Source organism: Arthrobacter sp. SD76 (assembly GCF_049726125.1).
GTDB lineage: Bacteria > Actinomycetota > Actinomycetes > Actinomycetales > Micrococcaceae > Arthrobacter > Arthrobacter nitrophenolicus.
On sequence record NZ_JBNBLR010000001.1, the window covers coordinates 3,374,320 to 3,393,872 of the forward strand.

10 protein-coding genes, 1 tRNA gene and 5 pseudogenes are annotated in these 19,553 nt (G+C 67.6%); 3 read left to right on the plus strand and 13 right to left on the minus strand.

Annotated elements, in window-relative coordinates:
* Positions 1-60: 60 nt before the first annotated feature.
* Positions 61-246 carry a hypothetical protein gene (locus ACPEE0_RS16270; protein WP_424574864.1) on the plus strand — a complete coding sequence of 62 codons (186 nt, stop codon included), beginning with the start codon at positions 61-63 and terminating at the stop codon, positions 244-246.
* A gap of 97 nt (positions 247-343) precedes the next feature.
* On the opposite strand, the pseudogene ACPEE0_RS16275 reads toward ACPEE0_RS16270, so the two are convergent.
* The 9 genes and pseudogenes from ACPEE0_RS16275 to ACPEE0_RS16315 all read right to left on the minus strand — a co-directional run bounded on the left by ACPEE0_RS16275 (position 344) and on the right by ACPEE0_RS16315 (position 10,390).
* Positions 344-1,188: pseudogene (locus tag ACPEE0_RS16275) on the minus strand (aldo/keto reductase).
* Positions 1,189-1,279: 91 nt separating this feature from the next.
* Positions 1,280-1,729: a hypothetical protein gene (locus ACPEE0_RS16280; protein WP_424574865.1), complete on the minus strand. Its 450-nt coding sequence runs from the start codon at positions 1,727-1,729 to the stop codon at positions 1,280-1,282.
* Positions 1,730-1,736: 7 nt separating this feature from the next.
* On the minus strand, positions 1,737-2,366 hold the full coding sequence (locus tag ACPEE0_RS16285) for a bacterial proteasome activator family protein (RefSeq protein WP_424574866.1): 630 nt from the start codon (positions 2,364-2,366) through the stop codon (positions 1,737-1,739).
* A 79-nt stretch (positions 2,367-2,445) separates the two neighbouring features.
* Positions 2,446-2,648: pseudogene (locus ACPEE0_RS16290) on the minus strand (YbdD/YjiX family protein).
* Positions 2,648-4,949 (minus strand): annotated as a pseudogene (locus tag ACPEE0_RS16295) (carbon starvation CstA family protein). Before ACPEE0_RS16295 ends, ACPEE0_RS16290 begins: the two co-directional pseudogenes overlap by 1 nt.
* Positions 4,950-4,984: 35 nt before the next feature.
* On the minus strand, positions 4,985-7,960 hold the full coding sequence (locus ACPEE0_RS16300) for a hypothetical protein (RefSeq protein ID WP_424574867.1): 2,976 nt from the start codon (positions 7,958-7,960) through the stop codon (positions 4,985-4,987).
* Positions 7,960-8,697 (minus strand): ABC transporter ATP-binding protein, encoded by a 738-nt coding sequence (locus tag ACPEE0_RS16305; RefSeq protein WP_424574868.1) that lies wholly within the window; start codon positions 8,695-8,697, stop codon positions 7,960-7,962. Before ACPEE0_RS16305 ends, ACPEE0_RS16300 begins: the two co-directional genes overlap by 1 nt.
* Positions 8,694-9,293 (minus strand): PadR family transcriptional regulator, encoded by a 600-nt coding sequence (locus ACPEE0_RS16310; RefSeq protein ID WP_009357307.1) that lies wholly within the window; start codon positions 9,291-9,293, stop codon positions 8,694-8,696. The genes ACPEE0_RS16305 and ACPEE0_RS16310 overlap by 4 nt, the downstream gene beginning before the upstream one ends.
* 113 nt (positions 9,294-9,406) lie before the next feature.
* Positions 9,407-10,390, minus strand: coding sequence for an NAD(P)H-quinone oxidoreductase (locus tag ACPEE0_RS16315; protein WP_424574869.1), 984 nt, complete (start codon positions 10,388-10,390; stop codon positions 9,407-9,409).
* A 107-nt stretch (positions 10,391-10,497) separates the two neighbouring features.
* Here ACPEE0_RS16315 and ACPEE0_RS16320 point away from each other — a divergent pair.
* A tRNA-Ser gene (locus ACPEE0_RS16320) sits at positions 10,498-10,585 on the plus strand.
* Positions 10,586-11,041: 456 nt separating this feature from the next.
* Positions 11,042-15,592, plus strand: a pseudogene (locus ACPEE0_RS16325) (ExeM/NucH family extracellular endonuclease).
* Positions 15,593-15,671: 79 nt separating this feature from the next.
* Here ACPEE0_RS16325 and ACPEE0_RS16330 read toward each other — a convergent pair.
* The 4 genes and pseudogenes from ACPEE0_RS16330 to ACPEE0_RS16345 all read right to left on the minus strand — a co-directional run bounded on the left by ACPEE0_RS16330 (position 15,672) and on the right by ACPEE0_RS16345 (position 19,541).
* Positions 15,672-16,595, minus strand: coding sequence for a TauD/TfdA dioxygenase family protein (locus ACPEE0_RS16330; RefSeq protein WP_424574870.1), 924 nt, complete (start codon positions 16,593-16,595; stop codon positions 15,672-15,674).
* Between the two features lie 45 nt (positions 16,596-16,640).
* Positions 16,641-17,555, minus strand: a complete 915-nt coding sequence (locus ACPEE0_RS16335) for an ABC transporter permease (protein ID WP_424574871.1) — start codon at positions 17,553-17,555, stop codon at positions 16,641-16,643.
* Positions 17,555-18,434 (minus strand): annotated as a pseudogene (locus ACPEE0_RS16340) (ABC transporter ATP-binding protein). The gene ACPEE0_RS16335 and the pseudogene ACPEE0_RS16340 overlap by 1 nt, the downstream one beginning before the upstream one ends.
* Positions 18,435-18,437: 3 nt before the next feature.
* On the minus strand, positions 18,438-19,541 hold the full coding sequence (locus ACPEE0_RS16345) for an ABC transporter substrate-binding protein (RefSeq protein WP_424574872.1): 1,104 nt from the start codon (positions 19,539-19,541) through the stop codon (positions 18,438-18,440).
* Positions 19,542-19,553: the final 12 nt, after the last annotated feature.

A 19,553-nucleotide genomic window follows, 5' to 3' on the forward strand; every position in this document is an offset into this window, starting at 1 on the left:
AATCCACAACACGCGGGGCTGTTTCCAGGAATTGTCGGACCCCGGTTGCAGACTGGATTCATGGAAAACCACACCATTCAGGAATTTCACGTCACGTACTTCGACGCTGACTGCGGCCGGTCGCGGGCCGAAATCTTCGACACCTACGCCGAGGCCCAGCGCTTCGCCAACAAGTACTGCAGCGGTGAAGACGGCTGGGCTGTGATCGACGAGGTCACCGTCGAGCACGTCCGCCTCGCCGCCTGATCCGGTACCCGCCTTAAGGCGGAACCCGCACTGCCCTCAATGCAGGGCAGCGCGGGTCCGGTACCGCCGTCAGGGTACGGCTTAGGCGAAATCAGCGTTAGGCGAAGTCGGACACTGCCGGGTCCGGCCCGATCCGGCCTTCGCCGCTGGCAGTGCGGTCCAGGGCGTTGATGGCCTCGACATCCTCCGCATCCAGGGAAACCTCGAGGGCCGCGAAGTTCTCGCGGATCCGGGATTCCGTGACGGACTTGGGAATCACCACGTTGCCGATGGCAAGGTGCCAGGCAATGACAACCTGCGCGGGGGTCGCCTGATGCTTCGCAGCGATGGCCGCCACGGTTGCATCCTCAAGCAGCTCGCCGCCCTGGCCCAGCGGAGACCAGGCCTGGGTCACGATGCCCTTGGACGCACCAAACTCACGCAGCTCACGCTGGCTGAAGTAGGGGTGCAGTTCGATCTGGTGGATGGCAGGGACCACACCGGTCTCGTCAATCAGCCGCTGCAGGCCTTCTGCCGTGAAGTTGGATACGCCGATGGACTTGACGCGGCCGCGCTTCTGGAGCTCGATCAGCGCCTTCCAGGTGTCCACGTACTTGTCCTGCTTGGGCTGCATCCAGTGGATGAGGTACAGGTCCAGCGTCTCCAGGCCCAGCCGGTCCATCGACTCCTCGAAGGCTGCCAGAGTGGACTCGTAGCCCTGGTCTGAGTTCCACAACTTGGTGGTGATGAAGATCTGTTCGGGGACAGCCCGGAGCTGGCGATCGCCCGGCCCACGCCTGCCTCGTTGCCGTAGATCTTTGCGGTGTCGATGTGGCGGAAGCCCGCCTCGAACGCCTGGCGGACTACTTTCTCCGCCACGCCGTCCTCAACCTGCCACACGCCGTAGCCAAGCTGGGGGATCGTGTTTCCGTCATTGAAAGTCAAGGTAGGTGAAAGAGTCATTCCTTCATCCTGCCAAATCCCTGCCGGCCAACTGGCCGTTGTGGGCCGGACTAAGCCACGCGCTTAACCAGGAATATCCCGGCCCCTGCGGCTAGGAGGCTGCCTCGTGGAGGTGCCGCTCGGCGTCGGCCACCTGCTGGAAGACGGCTTCCGCACGGCGCCGCACTGACGCCGCCCCCACGGGCACAGGCCCGACGGCGAGCCGCAGCATCGCGGCTGCCTCGGCAGTGGTGGCAAGTGAGTTTCCAGCCTTGGACAGGGCGCGGTGCACGCCGGACAGGGCCACCGGGATGTCCAGGCCCTCGCTGGGTGAGCGCCGCTGCGCTTCCACGCAGACGGCCCGCACCCTTTCCAGGAGGGCCGCGAGCTCGTTGGCGATCTCCACGAGCTCCCCGTACAGCTGGTCGTCCTCCACGCCTTCCAGCACCTGGTGGAAGCGGTCCAGTCCCCGATGGAAGCGGTCGTGCGCGCGGCGCCACAACCCCTTCCCCAGTTCCGCATCGTCCTTGCGCCCCTGCCTGGCGGCGCTGAGAAAGCCCAAGCGCACCCTACAGGTACTGTCCGGGACCGTGGTCCGGGTCTTCGCGCTTGCCCTGCGGTGCGGGGGTTCCGGGCCGCTGCCCGGCTGAGGCCCGCTGCGGCTCGCCGTTCTCGCCGATCACAACGCCGGGCGCGATCATGGTCCCCGGCGGGAGCTGGCGCAGCTGAAGTTGCGCTGCAGCGTGCTCGCGGGCAGCATGCTGCGCCGCGATGGCGGTCTGGATGCCATGGAACAGCCCTTCGAGCCAGCCCACCAGCTGGGCCTGCGCGATCCGGAGCTCGGCGTCGGAGGGGGTCGCCTCGTCCGAAAACGGGAGGCTGATCCGGTCCAGTTCCTCCACGAGTTCGGGAGCCAGGCCGTCCTCGAGTTCCTTGATAGAGCGTTCGTGGATCTCGGCGAGCCTGCCGCGGGCGGCGTCGTCGAGCGGGGCGGACTTCACCTCTTCGAGAAGCTGCCGGATCATGGTGCCGATCCGCATCACCTTGGCCGGCTCGTCCACCAGGTCCTGCAGGTTGCTGCCCTTCTTGGCACCGTTCGTTGGCGCCCCGGGCGTCGGCAGAGGCGCCGGGGTGTCATCAACGGGCGTGCCTTCTACCGGGAGGTCCTCAGCTGCCTGGGTGTCGTTCGGATCGCTCATGCGTTCATACTCTCACGAGCGATCCGCCCGGGGTCCACTCGATGAACCCACCTGACACGCTTGTACGCTGCAGGCTCAATCAGCAGCACCTGCCCTGCGGGTTGGCGTCCTGCCGGTCGGTCCGGTCGCGCCAGAACTCCCGCTCGGTAAGCGGCGGTTCCTGGTGCCGGAGGCGCGGTGATGTTCCAGGTATTTCGTGTACGCATCGGCGCCCAGGAGGCCGCCCAGGTACCGGGCGAACCCCTGGAATCCGGTGGACAGCGCCGTAAGTCCCGCGCTCATCAGTGGTGCCCTGCCCGTTCGAAGCGGAGTTCGGCCGGGACCTTCTCCCACTCGGCCAGCAGCTGGCGTTCCGCGGGGGTCGGAATCGAGCCCGGCGGGAGCGAAGACCCGCGACGGCCGGGCAGGATCCTCGGTGTCCGTGACGGGTGTGCCGGCCGCGTGGCTGCGGAATGCCCTGATGGTGGCCAGCACCGCGGTGGCAATCACGATGATGCTCAGGACCACGAAGATCACCGACAGCCAGCCCTGGATGGCGGTGTTGCGGACCACGGCCTCCATGGCCGCCACGGTCTTGGCCGTCCCAAATTCGGTCTTGCCTTCGGCAAGGGCCTTGCTGAACGCGGCGTTGTTGGCGAAGTAGCCCACGGCCGGCGTCGGCGAGAAGATCTTCTGGTAGCTCGCGGTGATGGTGACAACCGCTGCGAACGCCAGCGGCAGGGCAACGATCCACAACCACTTGAACGTGCCGCGTTTGGCGGCGATGGCCAGGCACACGGACAGGGCAATGGCCGCCAGCAATTGGTTGGCGATGCCGAACAGCGGGAACAGCGTGTTGATGCCGCCCAGCGGGTCCGTGACGCCCATCAGCAGTACCGCGCCCCAGGCGCCGACCATGATGGCGGTGCAGAGCCAGGCGCCGGGCCGCCAGGCGTGTTCCTTGAACTTGGGGATAAAGTTGCCGATGGAGTCCTGGAGCATGAACCGGGCAACCCGGGTGCCGGCGTCCACGGCGGTGAGGATGAATAGGGCCTCGAACATGATGGCGAAGTGGTACCAGAACGCCATCATGGCCGTCCCGCCGATGAACTGCTGCATGATGTGCGCCAGGCCCAAAGCCAGCGTGGGCGCGCCGCCGGTGCGGGAGACGATGCTTTCCTCACCCACGTTGGCGGCTGTCTGGGACAGCAGCTCCGGGCTGATGTTCACGCCGGTCAGGCCGAGACTGTTCACCCACGTGGCCGCGGTTTCCACCGTCCCGCCGGTCAGCGCCGCCGGGGAGTTCATGGCGAAGTACAGGCCGCGGTCGATGGAGATGGCGGCGACCAGGGCCATGATGGCCACGAAGGACTCCATCAGCATGCCGCCGTACCCGATGAAGCGGGTCTGCCGCTCCTTCTCCACCAGCTTCGGCGTGGTGCCGGAGGAGATCAGGGCGTGGAAGCCGGACAGCGCACCGCAGGCGATGGTGACGAACAGGAACGGGAACAGCGCCCCCGGGAACACGGGACCGTTGTCCCGGCTGGCGAACTCGCTGAAGGCTGGCACGGTGATTTCCGGACGGACCGCGATGATTGCCACCGCCAGCATCACGATCACGCCGATCTTCATGAAGGTCGACAGGTAGTCGCGGGGTGCCAGCAGAAGCCACACGGGCAGGATCGCGGCGATGAAACCGTAGATGATGATGCCCCAGGCGATGGTCACCCGGTCCAGGGTGAAGATCTCCGCTCCCCAGGAGGTTTCGGCCACGATGCCGCCGCCGATGATGGCGGCCATCAGCAGCACGAAGCCGATGATGGAGACTTCCATGATCTTTCCCGGCCGCAGGTAGCGGAGGTAGACGCCCATGAACAGGGCGATCGGGATGGTCATGCCCACGGAGAATACGCCCACGGGCTTTCACCCAGGGCATTGACGACGACGAGCGCCAGGATGGCGACGATGATCACCATGATCAGGAGCGTGGCGATCAGGGCGGCAGTGCCGCCGACCACGCCGAGCTCCTCGCGGGCCATCTGGCCCAGGGAACGTCCGCCGCGGCGCATGGAGAAGAACATGACCAGGTAGTCCTGGACCGCGCCGGCCAGCACGACGCCGATGATGATCCAGATGGTGCCCGGCAGGTACCCCATCTGGGCTGCCAGTACGGGACCCACCAGCGGGCCGGCGCCGGCGATTGCTGCGAAGTGGTGGCCGAACAGGACGTTGCGGTCCGTCCGGACGTAGTCCTTGCCGTCCGCCTTGTACTCGGCGGGGGGTGGCCCTGCGGTCATCGGGTTTGGTGATGTAGCGTTCGATCACCTTCGAGTAGAAGCGGTAGGCAATCAGGTACGTGCACACCGAAGCGAACACGAACCAGATGGCGTTGACCGTCTCCCCGCGGATGATGGCGAGCATAAACCAGGCCACGCCGCCCAGCAGGGCAACCGCGGCCCACAGCGCTATCTTGCGCGGCGTCCACTTCCGCTCTTCCGCCTCGCGGACGTTCTCGTCCACGGCGGCGGGGGGAAGGGCGGCATCGGTGGTGACCGCACCTTCCTTCCGCGCTGAACCGTTCCGGTCGTCAGGCGTTCCGGCCATGTCTCCTCCTTGAGATGGGTGCGAGCCTCCCCTTACTAAGGCACCTTACCAACGCCGGTCGGCGATGGGGATGGGTAGCGCGTGCGCGGACAGGACGGTGCGGTGAGCGGCATCCCCGGGGCGCCGAACGTTCTGCCGCCGCCCGCCCGGTTGCTCGATGCCCCCAAGGCCCGCCGGGACGCCGGCAGGGCAGCCCGGGTGAACATCCATGCCAGCGCCGATCCCATTGCGGGAACGGCGAGCATCAGTGCCAGCAGCTGCGGCCAGGGGATCTCCACCGCTGTCCGCATTTCCGTCGAGGCTGCGATGAGGACGGCAGGCACGGCTCCGGCGATGGTTCCGAGCGCGGCGCCGAGGCCGGAGGTGAAAAGTGCCTGCGCCGCCGCGAGCGCTTTGCGGAGACGGGGCGAGGCACCGACGCCGGCCAGGGTCATGTGGTCATTCCGTGCGTCAGCCAGTGCCAGGCCGGTGGTGATGCCGGCGGCACTCAGTGTCAGGAGCGCGCTGGCCGCAACGATCAGCCAGAATATCCACTGGTTGTCCCGGGAGATCCCCGGTTCCACCCAGAATCCGGCACCGGGCTGTTGATAGACACCTGCCACTGCCGCCGCCGCTGCATCGGCCTCAGCCGCTGTCGGGCGCCGGTCCAGCTGGACCAGGAGTTCGGCCGGTTCCGCACGCAGGTCCAGCCGTTCCGCAGTCTGCGGGGATATGAAGCCGTAGTAGGGCACCGCTTCCAGCGGTTCGACCGCAACGGCGGGCAGTGCGGTGCTGGTGACCGTTTCGTGGACCATGGAACCGTCCGACGGCGACCGCAGCTGCGTGCGGACGTCTTGTCCCAGCAGCGTGGTTTTTCCGTCCCGGACGAACACCGGGTTGGTCACCACCATGCCGCCGGCGTCCAGCACCTCAAAGGCGTCGGCTCCGGGGTCAGTGCCCAGCAGACGCCGGATTTCCTCGTCGCCTCCCACCACGATTCCACGCGGCGAAGCGGATTCACGGATCATCGACCCGCGGCAGCGCCAGTCCTTCGGGTCCACCACCCTTCGCTGCGGCGTCATCGGACACTGATGCTCCTTCGGCACCGCGAGGGAATACATCAAGCAGTTCGAATCCTCTGTCCGGACGGGAACCGACATATCCACGTCAGGGCCAAAATGGCAGTCAATCGATGCCGGCGCCGTGATGGTTGCCGTCCAGGCAACGGCGTCCACCGCCTGCCCCACGCGGGAGGAAAGTTCAGCAGGATCCACTGCCACCGACGGTTGGCGGCCGCCGCCGGCGAGGAAGGGGGCGTCCACCTCCAGGGGCAGGCGGACCTGGTTTTCCAGCGCGCTCCACCAGTGGTTCTCCCGCATGGCCGCCTGCTGGCTGGCGGCCAGGACCAGGCCGGCGCTTGCCAGCGTTGCGGCAGCAAGCACCGCAGCTACCGCCGGCACGGTCCGGCCACGGTTCCGGGCGGAGTCACGGGCAGCCATCCTCAGGGGCAGGGAAAGCCAGTGTGTCCGCGAGGTGAGCAGGCCCACCAGCCAGCCGGTCAGCAGCACGAGTCCCGCAACAGCCAGCACCGCCCCGCCGATCAGCAGCCCTGCCACCAGGGGCAGCTGCTCCGCCTGGCGGTCAGGGTCCTTCGCCGACTGCCCCAGCAGCCAGCCGGCGGCCAGCAGTCCGGCCGCCGCAGCCAGGAGCACGGCGCCCACCAGGCTGGCCCGCCGTCCGCTTCCGGCAGGTGCGCGGCCGGACTTGAGGGCGCCCAGCAGCGCCTGCCGGGCAACCAGGTTCGCCGGGGCCAGCGCCGCCAGGATGCACGCGCAAAGCCCCATCACCATGGCAACCGACGTCAGCAACGGGTCCGGGTGCACTCCTGCCAGCCGGGCCGACCCTGCGGCCCGCACCCAGAGCACGGCCGCAGCCGCGCCAGCGAAGCCCAGGGCAGCTCCTGCCACAACGGCAATGGAACCCAGCCACAGGCCTCCCGCCGTGACCACCGACCGTACAGTGGGAGCTTCCGCACCGGAGGCAGCCAAAAGCGCCAGCTCCCGCACCTGCCTTTTGGCTCCCACGGCGAAGGCCGCACCGGCGAGCAGGCCCACTTCCAGCAGGGCCAGGGCTCCCAGGAGGCCGAAGGTGCCGTAGAGGGTCCAGGTCTCGGCGGACGTGTCCCAGGTCTGGGCCCCCGGCACCACCCGCTGCTCCATTGGCGGCGGGTCCAGCACTACGCTCCGTGAGAGCACTCCGACGCCCCGGCTGTTGGCTTCCCGGACCTGTTGCCAGCCGATCGGTTCCGGTCCCACCAGGTAGTAGGACACCGAGTGTGGCCGTTCACCTGCAAGGGCCGTCGCCGGCACCTGCCCGGACTGGAAGTAGACGAAGCTGTTGTTGTCGGAGGCGTCGGCGTCACGGAGGGTGCCCACCGGCACGAACGTTCCTGCCGACGTCGTAAATTCCTCGCCGAAGTCCAGGCCGAAGCGTTCCAGCATGCCCCGCGACACGAGGACTTCCCTGCCCGATTCGGGAGCCCTGCCATCCAGCAGCGTGAACTTGCCGGCGAAGGCGGGGTGCAGCGCGTCCACCTGCACCCCGTTCAGCGAAACCAGCGCTTCCCCGACGCGCGTGGTGAGCTGTAGCTGGCGCAGCGGCAGCACCTCGTAGCCGTCCGGAAGCACTTCTTCAGGCGGCGTCGCAACGAATGCGGGATCCACGTTTCCCGGACTGGAAGCCGTCACGGCATCGTTCAGCGGGTCCTGGAGCGACTTCCCGTTCACCACCGGCAGGGCGACGAACCGTGCCTGGGCGTTGCCCAGTTCGTACCGGACAATTTCCTCCGGTGTCCGCAGCGAGCTCTGGTAGAGGGTGGCCGCTCCGGTCATCCCCGCGACTGGCAGCATGATCAGCAGGACGATCAGGAACGACCGGCGCCGGTGGCGGCGGATGTCCCGGCGGGCCATCCGCAGGGCAACACGGAAGCTGCTCCGGCGCCCGCCCGGGGCCGGAGTAAGGTCAAGCGGCATCAGAGGCCGGCCTGCGCCAGGAGCATGGTGGGATCATGCATGGCGGTGGCCTGGTCCACGATCCGCCCGTCGCGGAGGAACACCACCCGGTCCGCCCAGGCCGCGTGCCGGGCCTCGTGGGTGACCAGCATGACGGCCGCCCCCGCGTCCGCCCGCGAGCGCAGCACCTCCATGACGCCCTGGCCAGTGGTCGAGTCAAGGGCGCCGGTTGGCTCGTCAGCGAGGATCAGGCGCCGCTGCCCCACCACCGCGCGTGCAATGGCCACCCGCTGCTGCTGTCCGCCGGACATCTGGTCCATAAACCGGTCTGCCAGCTCGGGGATCCCCACCTGGCGGAGGGCGTCAGCCGCCTGCCGGCGGGCCTTCTTCGTCGCGGTGCCGTCCAGCTCCAGCGGCAGGGCGACATTTTCCGCCGCGGTAAGGGTGGGGACGAGGTTGAAGTCCTGGAAGACGTACCCCACGGCCCGCCGCCGCAGCCGGGCCAGTTCGTTCAGCCCCAGCCCGGCAAGGGGGGTTGATTCCACAAAGACGCCGCCCGACGTCGGCCGGTCCAGTCCGCCGGCCAGCGCAAGCAGGGATGACTTTCCGGACCCCGACGGCCCCATGACGGCAACGAACTCCCCCGCGCCGATGGTGAGGTCAACGTCCCGAAGTGCGGCAACCGCCGTCGCGCCCTCCCCGAAGGTCCTGCTGACCTTGGCAAGCTCAGGACCTGCTGCGGCCCCCCGGACGCTCACCGGCGGCTGTCCGCGTTGAGCGGGGCGGCGTCTTCCGTGACCCCGTTGGACGTCTTGCGCGCGGCAGTGGCGGCGGCCAGCTGCACCATCCTTGCTTCGCAGAGGTCCAGCCAGCGGACCTCCGCTTCCGTCTGGAAGATGAGGGAATCGAGGACCAGGAGCCAGGCGGTGTCGCCACTGCGCTGGTTGGACGCCGTGTCCCGGCGGGCCTTGGTGTAATCCTGCAGGGCACGGATGGAAGCCACCCGCTGCGCCTGGATGATGGCCTGGACGTCCACTCCCGGCAGCGTTACGGCAAGCGCCAGCTTGATGGCCAGTTCGTTCCGCGGCGGGTTGGTGCGCTCCACGGGGGCGGCGAACCAGCTCCGCACCTCCGCCGCGCCCTCAGCGGTGATGCTGTACACCACGTGGCCCTCGCCGTCGTCGCCGTCTTTCGCCACCAGGCCGTCCCGCTCCAGCCGGTCCAGGGTGGTGTAGACCTGCCCGATATTGAGGGGCCAGGTGGACCCGGTCCGGTTCTCGAACTCGACCCTGAGCTGGTAGCCGTAGCGCGGCCGGTCCTGCAGCAGGGCGAGGAGGCTGTGACGGATGGACATGCTGCTCCTTCGCTGGTAGCAGCGGTATGCACGGACCCCCAAGACCCGTGCATACCGCGTATACCGACAGCCTATCCGCAGTCCCGGGATTACACAATACTGAGTATTTACGGCTACATGAGCAGCAGGACTTTGCCTACATGGTCGCCGCTGTCGAAGTACCGGTGGGCCGCCTGGACCTGGTCCAGCGGGAACGTCCTGGCCACCAGCGGCCTGATCCTGCCGTCGCTGATGAGCGGCCACACCGCGTCCCGGACCGCATTCATGATGGCGCCCTTTTCCTCCACGGGGCGGGGCCGGAGGGCCGTGGCCACCACGGCGGCGCGCTTCTTGAGCAGCTGGCCCAGGTCGAGCTCGCCCTTGGTGCCGCCCTGGAGCCCGATGACCACCAGGCGCCCGTAGTCCGCGAGCGCGTCCACGTTCTGCGGCAGGTACTTGGCCCCAACGACGTCGAGGATGACATCCGCGCCTTTTCCGCCGTTTTGCCGGCGCAGGCTTTCGGGGAAATCCTCCTCCGCGTAGTTGATTGCGATATCCGCGCCCAGGAAGGCCTTCGCCGTGCTGACCTTTTCGTCGGTGCCGGCCGTCGTGGCCACCCGGGCACCGAAGGCCTTCGCCAGCTGGATGGCCATGGTGCCGATCCCGCCCGTGGCACCGTGGATGAGTACCGTCTCACCCGGCTGCAGCTGGGCCGTCATGACCAGGTTGGAGTAGACCGTGGCCGAAACCTCCGGCAGCGAGGCCGCCGTCACCAGGTCCACCCCTTCGGGCACCCGCAGGACCTGCTCGGCCCGCACTGCCACCTGCTGGGCGTAGCCGCCTCCCGCGAGCAGCGCCACCACCTTGTCGCCCACGGAGAAAGCCTTGGTGACCCCCGGCCCGAACCCGGCGATCCTGCCGGACACCTCAAGCCCGGGAATCTCGGACGCGCCCGGGGGCGGCGGGTAGAAACCCCGCCGCTGCTGCACGTCGGCACGGTTCAGGCCCGCGGCAACGACGTCGATGAGTACCTCGCCGGGGCCGGGCACGGGGGCATCGGCCTCGCGGACCTCCAGGACCTCCGGGCCGCCCGGCTCCGAAATATAGACGGCTTTCATGGACCACTTCCGTTTCTGACTCAATAGTGGCTGCAACCAGTGTGCACCGGACACCTTCCGGGCTCTGTTTTGTTGCAGGCAAGCGCCTATGAAACACTACTAGCTGAGGAAGGTTGTCCGAGCGGCCGAAGGAGCTGGTCTTGAAAACCAGTGTGCGGTAACCCCGTACCAAGAGTTCGAATCTCTTACCTTCCGCAAAGAGGGCCCCTGCCCGCCAGTCCGCTGGCCGGCAGGGGCCTTTCGTTTTGCCCAGCAGCTCCGCACGCCGGGTTTCGCCTGCGGCTTCCCGGCATCTGGTGGAGCGCATGTAAATTCTTTGGACAAATCCGCGGCCGCGCCCTTCCAGCAAAGCTACCGGCCGGTATTCTTTGGTGATGGCCGGCACATGTGGGGGTACGGGCCGGCCATAAAACCACCAGCAGCATCACCGGAACCAGGCTACGGGGCTCCAGGCCGGTGGGCGGTCCGTTCCGCTGGGGGACGTCCCGCCGAATGCACGCTCTAGCCACTTTGCGTTCATTCAGCGCTGCTGTGATGTGCCGGAACACCCACTTGACCAGGAGCAGGGTCCGGGCCACTTGTCCGTTGGTACAACCCGGACACTTCCCATCGGGTCCCCTACCGGGGACATCCTTATGAAAGTAAGAGCGGATGCATCAGACACCTTGGAAACTGGCGCTGGGAACAGCTCTGTCCGCGGGGCTCATCGCAGCACCCCTGGCAGTCCTTCCCGCCGTCGCAGACGATCCGGCCGCGGAGGTCTCAGCCGCGGCCGGGAGCTCGCCCGTTGTGATCAACGAGGCCTACCTCAGCGGCGGCAGCAGCGGCGCTGCTTATAAGAACAAGTTCGTGGAGCTCTACAACACATCAGACGCCCCGGTTCCGCTGGACGGCTGGTCCCTGCAGTACCGCTCTGCCACCGGAACCGCTGCGCCTTCGGGCGTGGCGGCCTTGTCCGGGTCCATCCCGGCCAAGGGGCACTACCTCGTTCAGGGCGGCAGCAACGGCTCCAACGGCGCCGACCTTCCCGCCCCGGACCTGGTGGCAGGCGTCCTCAACCCGAGCGGCACCGCCGGTACGGTGGTGCTCGCCAAGCAGCCCACCGCCGTCGCGCTTTCCACCGGGTCCCAGGTGGAGCCCGGCGGGGTGGCCGATCTCCTTGGCTACGGCACGTCCAACACCTTTGAAACGCTGGCTGCCACCGCCCCCTCGGGCAACACCGACGTCAAGAGCCTGAACAGGACAGCCGGAGCGGACAGCAACAGCAACGCCGCGGACTTCACCCTCAGCGCCACGATCACGCCCACCTCCTCTGGCGGCGCATCCCAGGACCCGGATCCCGCACCTGACCCGGAGCCCACGCCAAACCCTGCCCTGGCCACCATTGCCGAAATCCAGGGCACGGGTCCCGAGAGCCCGCTGGCGGGCGCCACGGTGACCACCACGGGCAAGGTCACCGCCGTGTTCCCGACCGGCGGCCTGAACGGCTACTACATCCAGACGGCCGGCACCGGCGGGGACCTCACGGCCACCAACCACGCCGCATCGGACGGGATCTTCGTCTATTCCCCTGCCACCGCGGGTTCCGTGCAGCCGGGCGACTTCGTGCGCCTGACAGGCACCGTGGCCGAGTACTACGGGATGACCCAGCTCAACGTCGGCGCAGCCGCCGGGCTCACCAAGCTGGCCGAGGCCGCCCCGGAGGTCAAGCCCACCGCTTTCACCTTGCCCGCCAACGAGGCCTTCCGCGAGTCGCTCGAAGGAATGCTCCTGGCACCCCAGGGACCGCTGACTGTCACGGACAACTACAGCCTGAACCAATACGGCGAGATCGGCCTGGCCGGCGGCACCACTCCCCTGGTCCAGCCCACCGCGGGTGGCTCCGTACGGCACCGCCGAACATGCCGCCGTCGTCCAGGAAAACGCCGCACGGGGCATCAAGCTCGACGACGGCGCAACCACCAACTTCCTCGGCAGCAGCGCCACCAAGGCCCTCCCCCTGCCGTACCTCACAGGCACGGATCCGGTCCGGGTGGGCTCCCCGGCGGCGTTCACCACGAATGTGGTCCTGGGCTACGCCAACAACGCCTGGAAATTCCAGCCGCTCACCCACCTGACGCCCGCGAATGCGGCCACGGTCCAGCCGGCCACGTTCGGCGCCACGCGCACGGAGGCGCCCCGGCCGGTGGGCGGCAACCTGAAGATTGCCTCGTTCAATGTCCTCAACTACTTCCCCACCACAGGCGACCAGCTCACCGGCTGCACCTACTACACGGACCGGGACGGGAACCCCGTCACCGTCCGGGGCGGCTGCAACGCCCGCGGCGCAGCCAATGCCGAAAACTTCCAGCGGCAGCAGGACAAGCTCGTGTCCGCCATCACCAAGGCCGGCGCCGACGTGGTCACCCTGATGGAGATCGAGAACTCCGCGCAGTTCGGCAAGAACCGCGACGACGCCCTGGCCCGGCTGGTGGACGCGCTGAACGTCGCCACACCCGGAGTCTGGGACTACGTCCGTTCGCCGGCCAACGCCCCGCCGTTGACCGACGAGGACATGATCCGCACCGCCTTCATCTTCAAGAAGGCCGCGGCCGAGCCGGTGGGCGAGTCCATCATCCACAATGACACCGTTGCCTTCGCCTCTGCCCGCAAGCCGCTGGCGCAGATGTTCAAGCCCGCCGGCGGTGCCGCCGGCACCGAGTTCATCGCCATCGCCAACCATTTCAAGTCCAAGGGTTCGGCAGCAACACCGGAGGACACGGACCAGGGCCAGGGCGCCTCCAACCTGGCGCGCACTGCCCAGGCCAGGTCGCTGCTGGATTTTGCCACGTCGCTGCAGGCCAGCAAGGGCACGGACAAGGTGTTCCTGATCGGTGATTTCAACGCCTACGCCAAGGAAGACCCGCTCAACGTCCTCACGTCCGCCGGCTACGTCAACCAGGACGAGAAGGCCCGGAACGCCGACGGCTCGGCCAAGCATTCCTACCTCTTCGGCGGGATGGTGGGCTCCCTGGACCACATCCTGGCTTCCCCCGCCGCCGATGCCGTGGTGTCCGGCGCCGACATCTGGAACATCAACTCGGTGGAGTCCGTGGCCCTGGAATACAGCCGCCACAACTACAACATCACCAACTACTACGCCCCGGACCAGTTCCGTGCCAGCGACCACGACCCCGTGGTGGTGGGCCTGGACCTTGGCTCCGTTCCTGCCACCGTTGACCTGAACTTCCTGGGCATCAACGACTTCCACGGCAGGATCGACGCCAACACCGTCCAGTTCGCCGGAACCATCGAGAAGCTCCGTGCCGCTGCCGCCCCCGGCGCCACGGCATTCCTCTCCGCCGGCGACAACATCGGCGCGTCGCTGTTCGCGTCCGCTGTGGCCAAGGACCAGCCCACCATCGACGTGCTGAACGCCCTGGAGCTGCAAGCATCGGCCGTGGGCAACCACGAGTTCGACGGCGGCTGGGCGGACCTGCGCGACCGGGTCATCGCCGGCGGTGCCAACGCGAAGTTCCCCTACCTTGGCGCGAACGTCTACCGCAAGGGAACCACGGAGCCGGTGCTGCCCGAGTTCACCGTGCTGGACATGAACGGCATCAAGGTGGCGGTCATCGGCACGGTCACCCAGGAGGTCCCCTCCCTGGTGACCCGGCCGGCATCGCCGACCTTGAGTTCGGGGACCCCGTCGATGCCATCAACCGGGCAGCCGCAAGGATCACCGCAGGGAACCTGGCCGACGTCATCATCGTGGAAAACCACGACGGCGCCGGCTCGGGCGTGGTGGAAGGCTCAACCCTGGCGGAGGAAGTGGCAGCGGGCGGCCCCTTCGCCAAACTGGTCACCGAAACATCCGCCGACGTGGACGCCATCTTCACCGGCCACACGCACAAGGAATACGCCTGGGACGCCCCTGTTCCGGGCGTCGAGGGCAAGACCCGTCCCATCGTGCAGACCGGCAACTACGGCGAGAACGTAGGACTCATCCAGCTGACGGTGGACACCGCCACCAAAGAGGTCACGGCGTCAAAGGGCAGCAACGTCAAGCGCACCACCGATCCCGCCGCCGGCCTGATCGCCGCCTACCCGCGGGTCGCCGCCGTCGACGCCATCGTCCAGAAGGCACTCGCGGACGCCGCCGTCGTCGGAAACCAGCCGATCGGTTCCGTCACCGCCGATATCACCACCGCGTTCACCACCGACGCCACCGGTGCGCCGAAGCGCGACGACCGCTCCAGCGAGTCCACCCTCGGCAACCTCGTGGCCGACTCGCTGCTCGCTTCGCTGCGGCCTGCCGAACTGGGCGGCGCGGAAATCGGCGTCGTCAACGCCGGCGGACTGCGGAACGAGCTCGACTACGCCCCGGACGGCACCATCACGTACGCCGAGGCGAACGCGGTACTGCCGTTCGTGAACAACCTCTGGACCACCTCGCTCACGGGCGCCCAGTTCAAGACGCTCCTGGAACAGCAGTGGCAGACCAACGCGGACGGCACGGTTCCCAGCCGCGCCTACATCCAGCTGGGCCTGTCCAAGAACGTGAACTACACCTACGACGCCGCCCGCGCTGCCGGTGACCGCATCACGTCGGTCCGGGTCAACGGCGAACTGCTGGATCCGGCGAAGTCCTACCGGGTGGGCACGTTCAGCTTCCTGGCCACGGGCGGGGACAACTTCCGTGTCTTCACCGAGGGCGCCAACACCCGTGACTCCGGGCTGGTGGACCGGGACGCGTGGATCAGCTACCTGCAGGAGAGCAGCCCGGTAGCGCCGGACTTCGCCCGCCGCTCCGCAGCCGTCACCAACAGCACTCCCGCAGAGGTCAAGCCGGGCGAAGCCGTCACGTTGACCGTCTCCAAGCTGGACCTGACGTCGCTGGGCAGCCCGGTCAACACCGCCTTGGCGGCCGTTTTCACCGATGCCGCCGGTGTGGTGACAGACCTGGGCGCCGTACCGGTCTCATCCGGGTCCGCCGGAGTAAACCTGGCCGTCCCGGCAGGTGCGGCGGCCGGCACCGGATCCCTGGTGCTGACCGCCGCAGAGTCCGGCACCGTTGTGACGGTTGGCGTGCAGGTGGCCGCTGAGGGTCCTGTCCCGCCGGTGTGCACCGCCCCGGCCAAGCCCGCCCAGTGGTACGACATCCTGGGCTGGATCCGGTACGGCATCGCCTGGCTGCAGTACCAGCAGTGCCTGCGCGGCTGATGCCTGGCTGAACACGAAAGCGCCCCACGTTGGTCCCGGACTTCCGGCACCTGAACGTGGGGCGCTTTTCGCTGGGAATTTAGGGGAGGACCACAGTTTCCGAGTAGGTGGAGGAATCGCCCGTGATGGCGGTGCTGCTGCGGCCGTCCACACCCACCGGGACATCCCCTGCAATGGTCACCCGGTTCAGCTTCCGCGGCTGGCCGTCGTAGTTGTCCGGGGCATAGTGCTGGGTGATCCGGTTGTCGAAAAGCACCAGCTGGTCCGGTTCCCAGTCCACCCGGACCACATTTTCAGGCCGGGTGACGTAGGCCTGCAGCAGGCGCAGGATGTCCCTGGACTCGGTGTTGGACAGCCCAACGATCCGCAGGCGCTGCGCGAAGCCGCCGATGAAGAGCCCGCGCTCCCCGGTCAGCGGGTGGACGCGAACCACGGGATGGGCGGTTTCGAAGTGGATCCTGGTGAACTCCTTGCGCCGCTCCTCCGCGTTGGCGTGCTCCAGGTTCTTCGGGACGGAGTAGTCGTAATCGTTGGTGTGGATGGCCCAGAGGGTGTCGGCGAAGTTCCGCAGCTCGTCGGGCAGGTCGCGGTAGGCCCCGGCCGAGGAGGCGATGAGCGTTTCACCGCCGTATGCCGGCAGCGTGATGCTGCGCAGAGTTGATGCCTGGGGCGGGTTGACCACGAACGTGACGTCCGTGTGCCAGTTGTTGGCGCTGCCGTTTTCGCTATCCACCGGCAGGACGGCGGGTTTGCCATCCACCGAGGCAACGGTGGGGTGCGCCTTGGTGAGCGGGCCGAAGTAGCCGGCGAACCGGACCTGGTCCTCGTCGCTGCGGACGTTCGCCTCGCGGAAGACCAGGGCCTTGTGGACGTTGAGGGCCTCGCGGATCTGGGCGATGGTATCCGGGCTGAGCTCCGCGCCCAGGTCAAGGCCGCGGATTTCAGCTCCAATGCGGGAGCCGAGCTTGGTGAATTCGAGCTTCGTTTCGGTGATGGTGGTCATGGGTGGTGTCCTTTCGGGGTTCTTGCCGGGTAGTGGAATTGCGGGTCAGTTGCCGGCGCCGACGGCGGTGCGCCAGCGGGAGAAGTGGCGTTCCAGTGCCACCAGCAGGATGTTGACGAGGAGGCCCAGCACGGAGACGGTGAGGATGCCTGCGTACATGTCCGGAATGAGGAAACTCATCTGGGAATTGACGATCAGGTAGCCGAGCCCGGCCTTGGCACCCACCATTTCCGCGGCGATCAGCACCAGGATCGAGGAGGTGCCGGCCATCCGGATCCCGGTGAAGATGGTGGGCACCGCCGATGGAAGGATGACTTTCTGGAAGAGCCGGAAGCTGTTCAGGCCCAGGGACCTGGCCGCCCGGACCAGCAGCGGGTCCACCGTGCGGACGCCGGCGATGGTATTGAGCAGCACCGGGAAGAAGGCGGCGTAGGCCACGATGGTGATCTTGGATTCCTCCCCGATGCCCAGCAGGAGTGTGAAGACCGGCAGCAGGGCGAGGGTTGCAGTGTTGCGGAAGAGTTCCAGGAGCGGGTTCAGGAACGAGTTCAGCCACCCGTACCAGGCGATCAGGAGGCCCAGGGCAACGGCGGAGACCACGGCGAGCCCGAACCCGGAAACGGACCGGGTGAGGCTGGCCTGCAGGTGGTTCTGCAGCTGCCCGGTTTCCACCAGCCTGGCGCCCGCCGCGAGGACTTCGTGCAGCGGCGGGAGGAACACCCGGGTGGATGGGCCGGCAAAGTACTGCGGACCAAACTCCCACAGCGCCAGGAACAGCAGGACCGCCAGCGACTTCCAGGCCGCGCGCGCGGCGGCGTTCGCTGCGGCACCCAGCCTTCCTGCCGGCGTCGGGCGTTCCCTCCGGGCGGGACCCGGGTGTGCCGCCGGTGGTCCGGCGGGATGCGGTGCGGGTTCGACGGCGGCGCTCCCCTGCGGGGGCCGGCTCAGGACGGTGCTCATCAGGCGGCGTTCCTTTCGTGGGGGTGTTCATCCGGGGCTGTGCCGTCCGGGAGGATCTTGCGGTGGCCCGAGTCCCGGGCCAGCCGGACTTCGTCATGCAGCAGGGACCAGACCTGGTGGCGGTGCTCCACGAACGCGGGATGGGAGCGGATATCCGCCTCGCCGCCGCGGTCCGGAATGTTGATGTCCACGATCTCCTTGAGCCTGCCGGGCCTGGCGCTCAGCACCGCCACCCGCTGGCCGAGGTACACCGCCTCGTCAATCCCGTGGGTGATGAAGACGATGGTTTTTCCCGTCGCCTGCCAGATCCGCAGGAGTTCGTCCTGGAGCTGCTCGCGGGTCTGGGCGTCCAGCGCCGCGAACGGCTCGTCCATCAGGAGGACATCCGGCTCATAGGCGAGGCTCCTGGCGATGGCCACGCGCTGCTTCATACCGCCGGACAGTTCATGCGGATACCGGTCCTCGAACCCGGCCAGGCCCACCAGGTCCAGGTACTTGCTGGCGGTCGCCGCCCGGTCCTTCCGCGACAGCCCGCGGTTTTCAAGGCCGATCGAGACGTTCGCTGACGCTGTCCGCCAGGGAAAGAGGGCGTACTGCTGGAACACGACGGCCCGGTCCTGGCCCGGCCCGCTGACTTCCTTCCCGTCCACCAGGACCTTTCCGGACGTGGGGCGGGACAGGCCGGCCAGCAGGTCCAGGAGGGTGGTCTTGCCGGAACCGCTGGGCCCCACCAGGGTCGAGGAATTCACCGGCTGCCACGTCAAGGCTGAGGGCATCCAGGGCGGTCAGGACGGCGGCCTCCGGCTGGCTGCGGCTATTCCTTCCCTGCCGGACGGGAAATTCCTTGGTGACGTGCTGAAGGCTGATTTTGGCGGTCATCGGTTATCCCTTGGACTCTGCGGCAGGAGTGGTTGTTTCCAGCTGGTTGAATTCATTGGTGTAGAGCTTTTCCGTGTCCAGATCGCCGTTGATGATGCCGGCGGACTTCAGGTAATCGGACCAGCGGGTGAAGTCGTTATCCGAGATGCGCCCGCCGGGTGAGGCCACGCCCACGCTCTTCCAGTACTTGAGCGCCTCGGTGCTTTCGTTCCGCCCGCGCTTTGCGATGATTTCCTCGAACTTGGCAATCACCTCTTCACGGGGTGTGGTGCGTTCCCACTCGATGGCCTTGGCCACGCCGGTCACCAGGGTGCGGCTGGTTTCCGGGTTCTTCGCCAGGAAGTCCTTGCGCAGGACGTACTGGCCGGCGTCGAACGGTCCCCCGATGACCCCGACGTCGGTAAACAGGGCCCGGATGCCGCCCTCGGCGAGCGCGCGGTCCTGGAGCACGCCGCCCAGGGTGCCCACGTCCACCTGCTTCTTGCGCAGGGCCACCTCGGTCTCGTTGGGCGGCACCACCACCAGCTGGACCTGCTTGATTTCTTCGGGCGTCAGCCCGCTGTTCTTCAGGTGCGTGGTGATGACTGCCTCATGGTGGGCGCCCAGGGTGTTCACCGCGATCTTCTTGCCGATCAGGTCCCGGGCGCTGGTGATGGGGCTGCCCTCCTCCACGTAGTAGCCGGTGAACGTGTCCTTGTCCTCGCCGTAGTAGTTGATGACGGCCTGGACGGGGGCGCCGGCTTCGATCAGTTTGATGACCGCTCCGGTGAAGGCGCCGCCGATGTCCGTCTGGTCCGTGGCAACGGACTGGATGCTCTGCGGGCCGCTGGTGGTGTTGCTGACCCACTCCAGCTTGACGTCGCCGAGGTACCCCAGGTCCTCGGCCACCTCCAGCAGGGAGACAGTGTTGGGTGAGCCCTGGTACCGGACGGTTTTCACTTCGGTGCCGCCGCTTCCCGCCGATTCGGTGCCGCCGCCTCCCGCCGATTCGGCGGTGGCGCTGCCGCCGCACCCGGACAGCACCAGCGCGAGTGCCGCAGCGGCGGCCACTGCGGCTGCCTTGCCTGCGGCGGTGATTCTTCTTGCGGGCAGGAGTCGGTTTCTCATCGGAGGGTCTTT

Excerpts from the sequence above, each read along its gene's own strand:
- ACPEE0_RS16300 (WP_424574867.1), bottom strand. The coding sequence starts at position 7,960 with ATGCCGCTTGACCTTACTCCGGCCCCGGGCGGGCGCCGGAGCAGCTTC.
- ACPEE0_RS16285 (WP_424574866.1), bottom strand. The coding sequence starts at position 2,366 with ATGAGCGATCCGAACGACACCCAGGCAGCTGAGGACCTCCCGGTAGAA.
- ACPEE0_RS16315 (WP_424574869.1), bottom strand. The coding sequence starts at position 10,390 with ATGAAAGCCGTCTATATTTCGGAGCCGGGCGGCCCGGAGGTCCTGGAG.
- ACPEE0_RS16270 (WP_424574864.1), top strand. The coding sequence starts at position 61 with ATGGAAAACCACACCATTCAGGAATTTCACGTCACGTACTTCGACGCT.
- ACPEE0_RS16345 (WP_424574872.1), bottom strand. The coding sequence starts at position 19,541 with ATGAGAAACCGACTCCTGCCCGCAAGAAGAATCACCGCCGCAGGCAAG.
- ACPEE0_RS16335 (WP_424574871.1), bottom strand. The coding sequence starts at position 17,555 with ATGAGCACCGTCCTGAGCCGGCCCCCGCAGGGGAGCGCCGCCGTCGAA.
- ACPEE0_RS16330 (WP_424574870.1), bottom strand. The coding sequence starts at position 16,595 with ATGACCACCATCACCGAAACGAAGCTCGAATTCACCAAGCTCGGCTCC.
- ACPEE0_RS16310 (WP_009357307.1), bottom strand. The coding sequence starts at position 9,293 with ATGTCCATCCGTCACAGCCTCCTCGCCCTGCTGCAGGACCGGCCGCGC.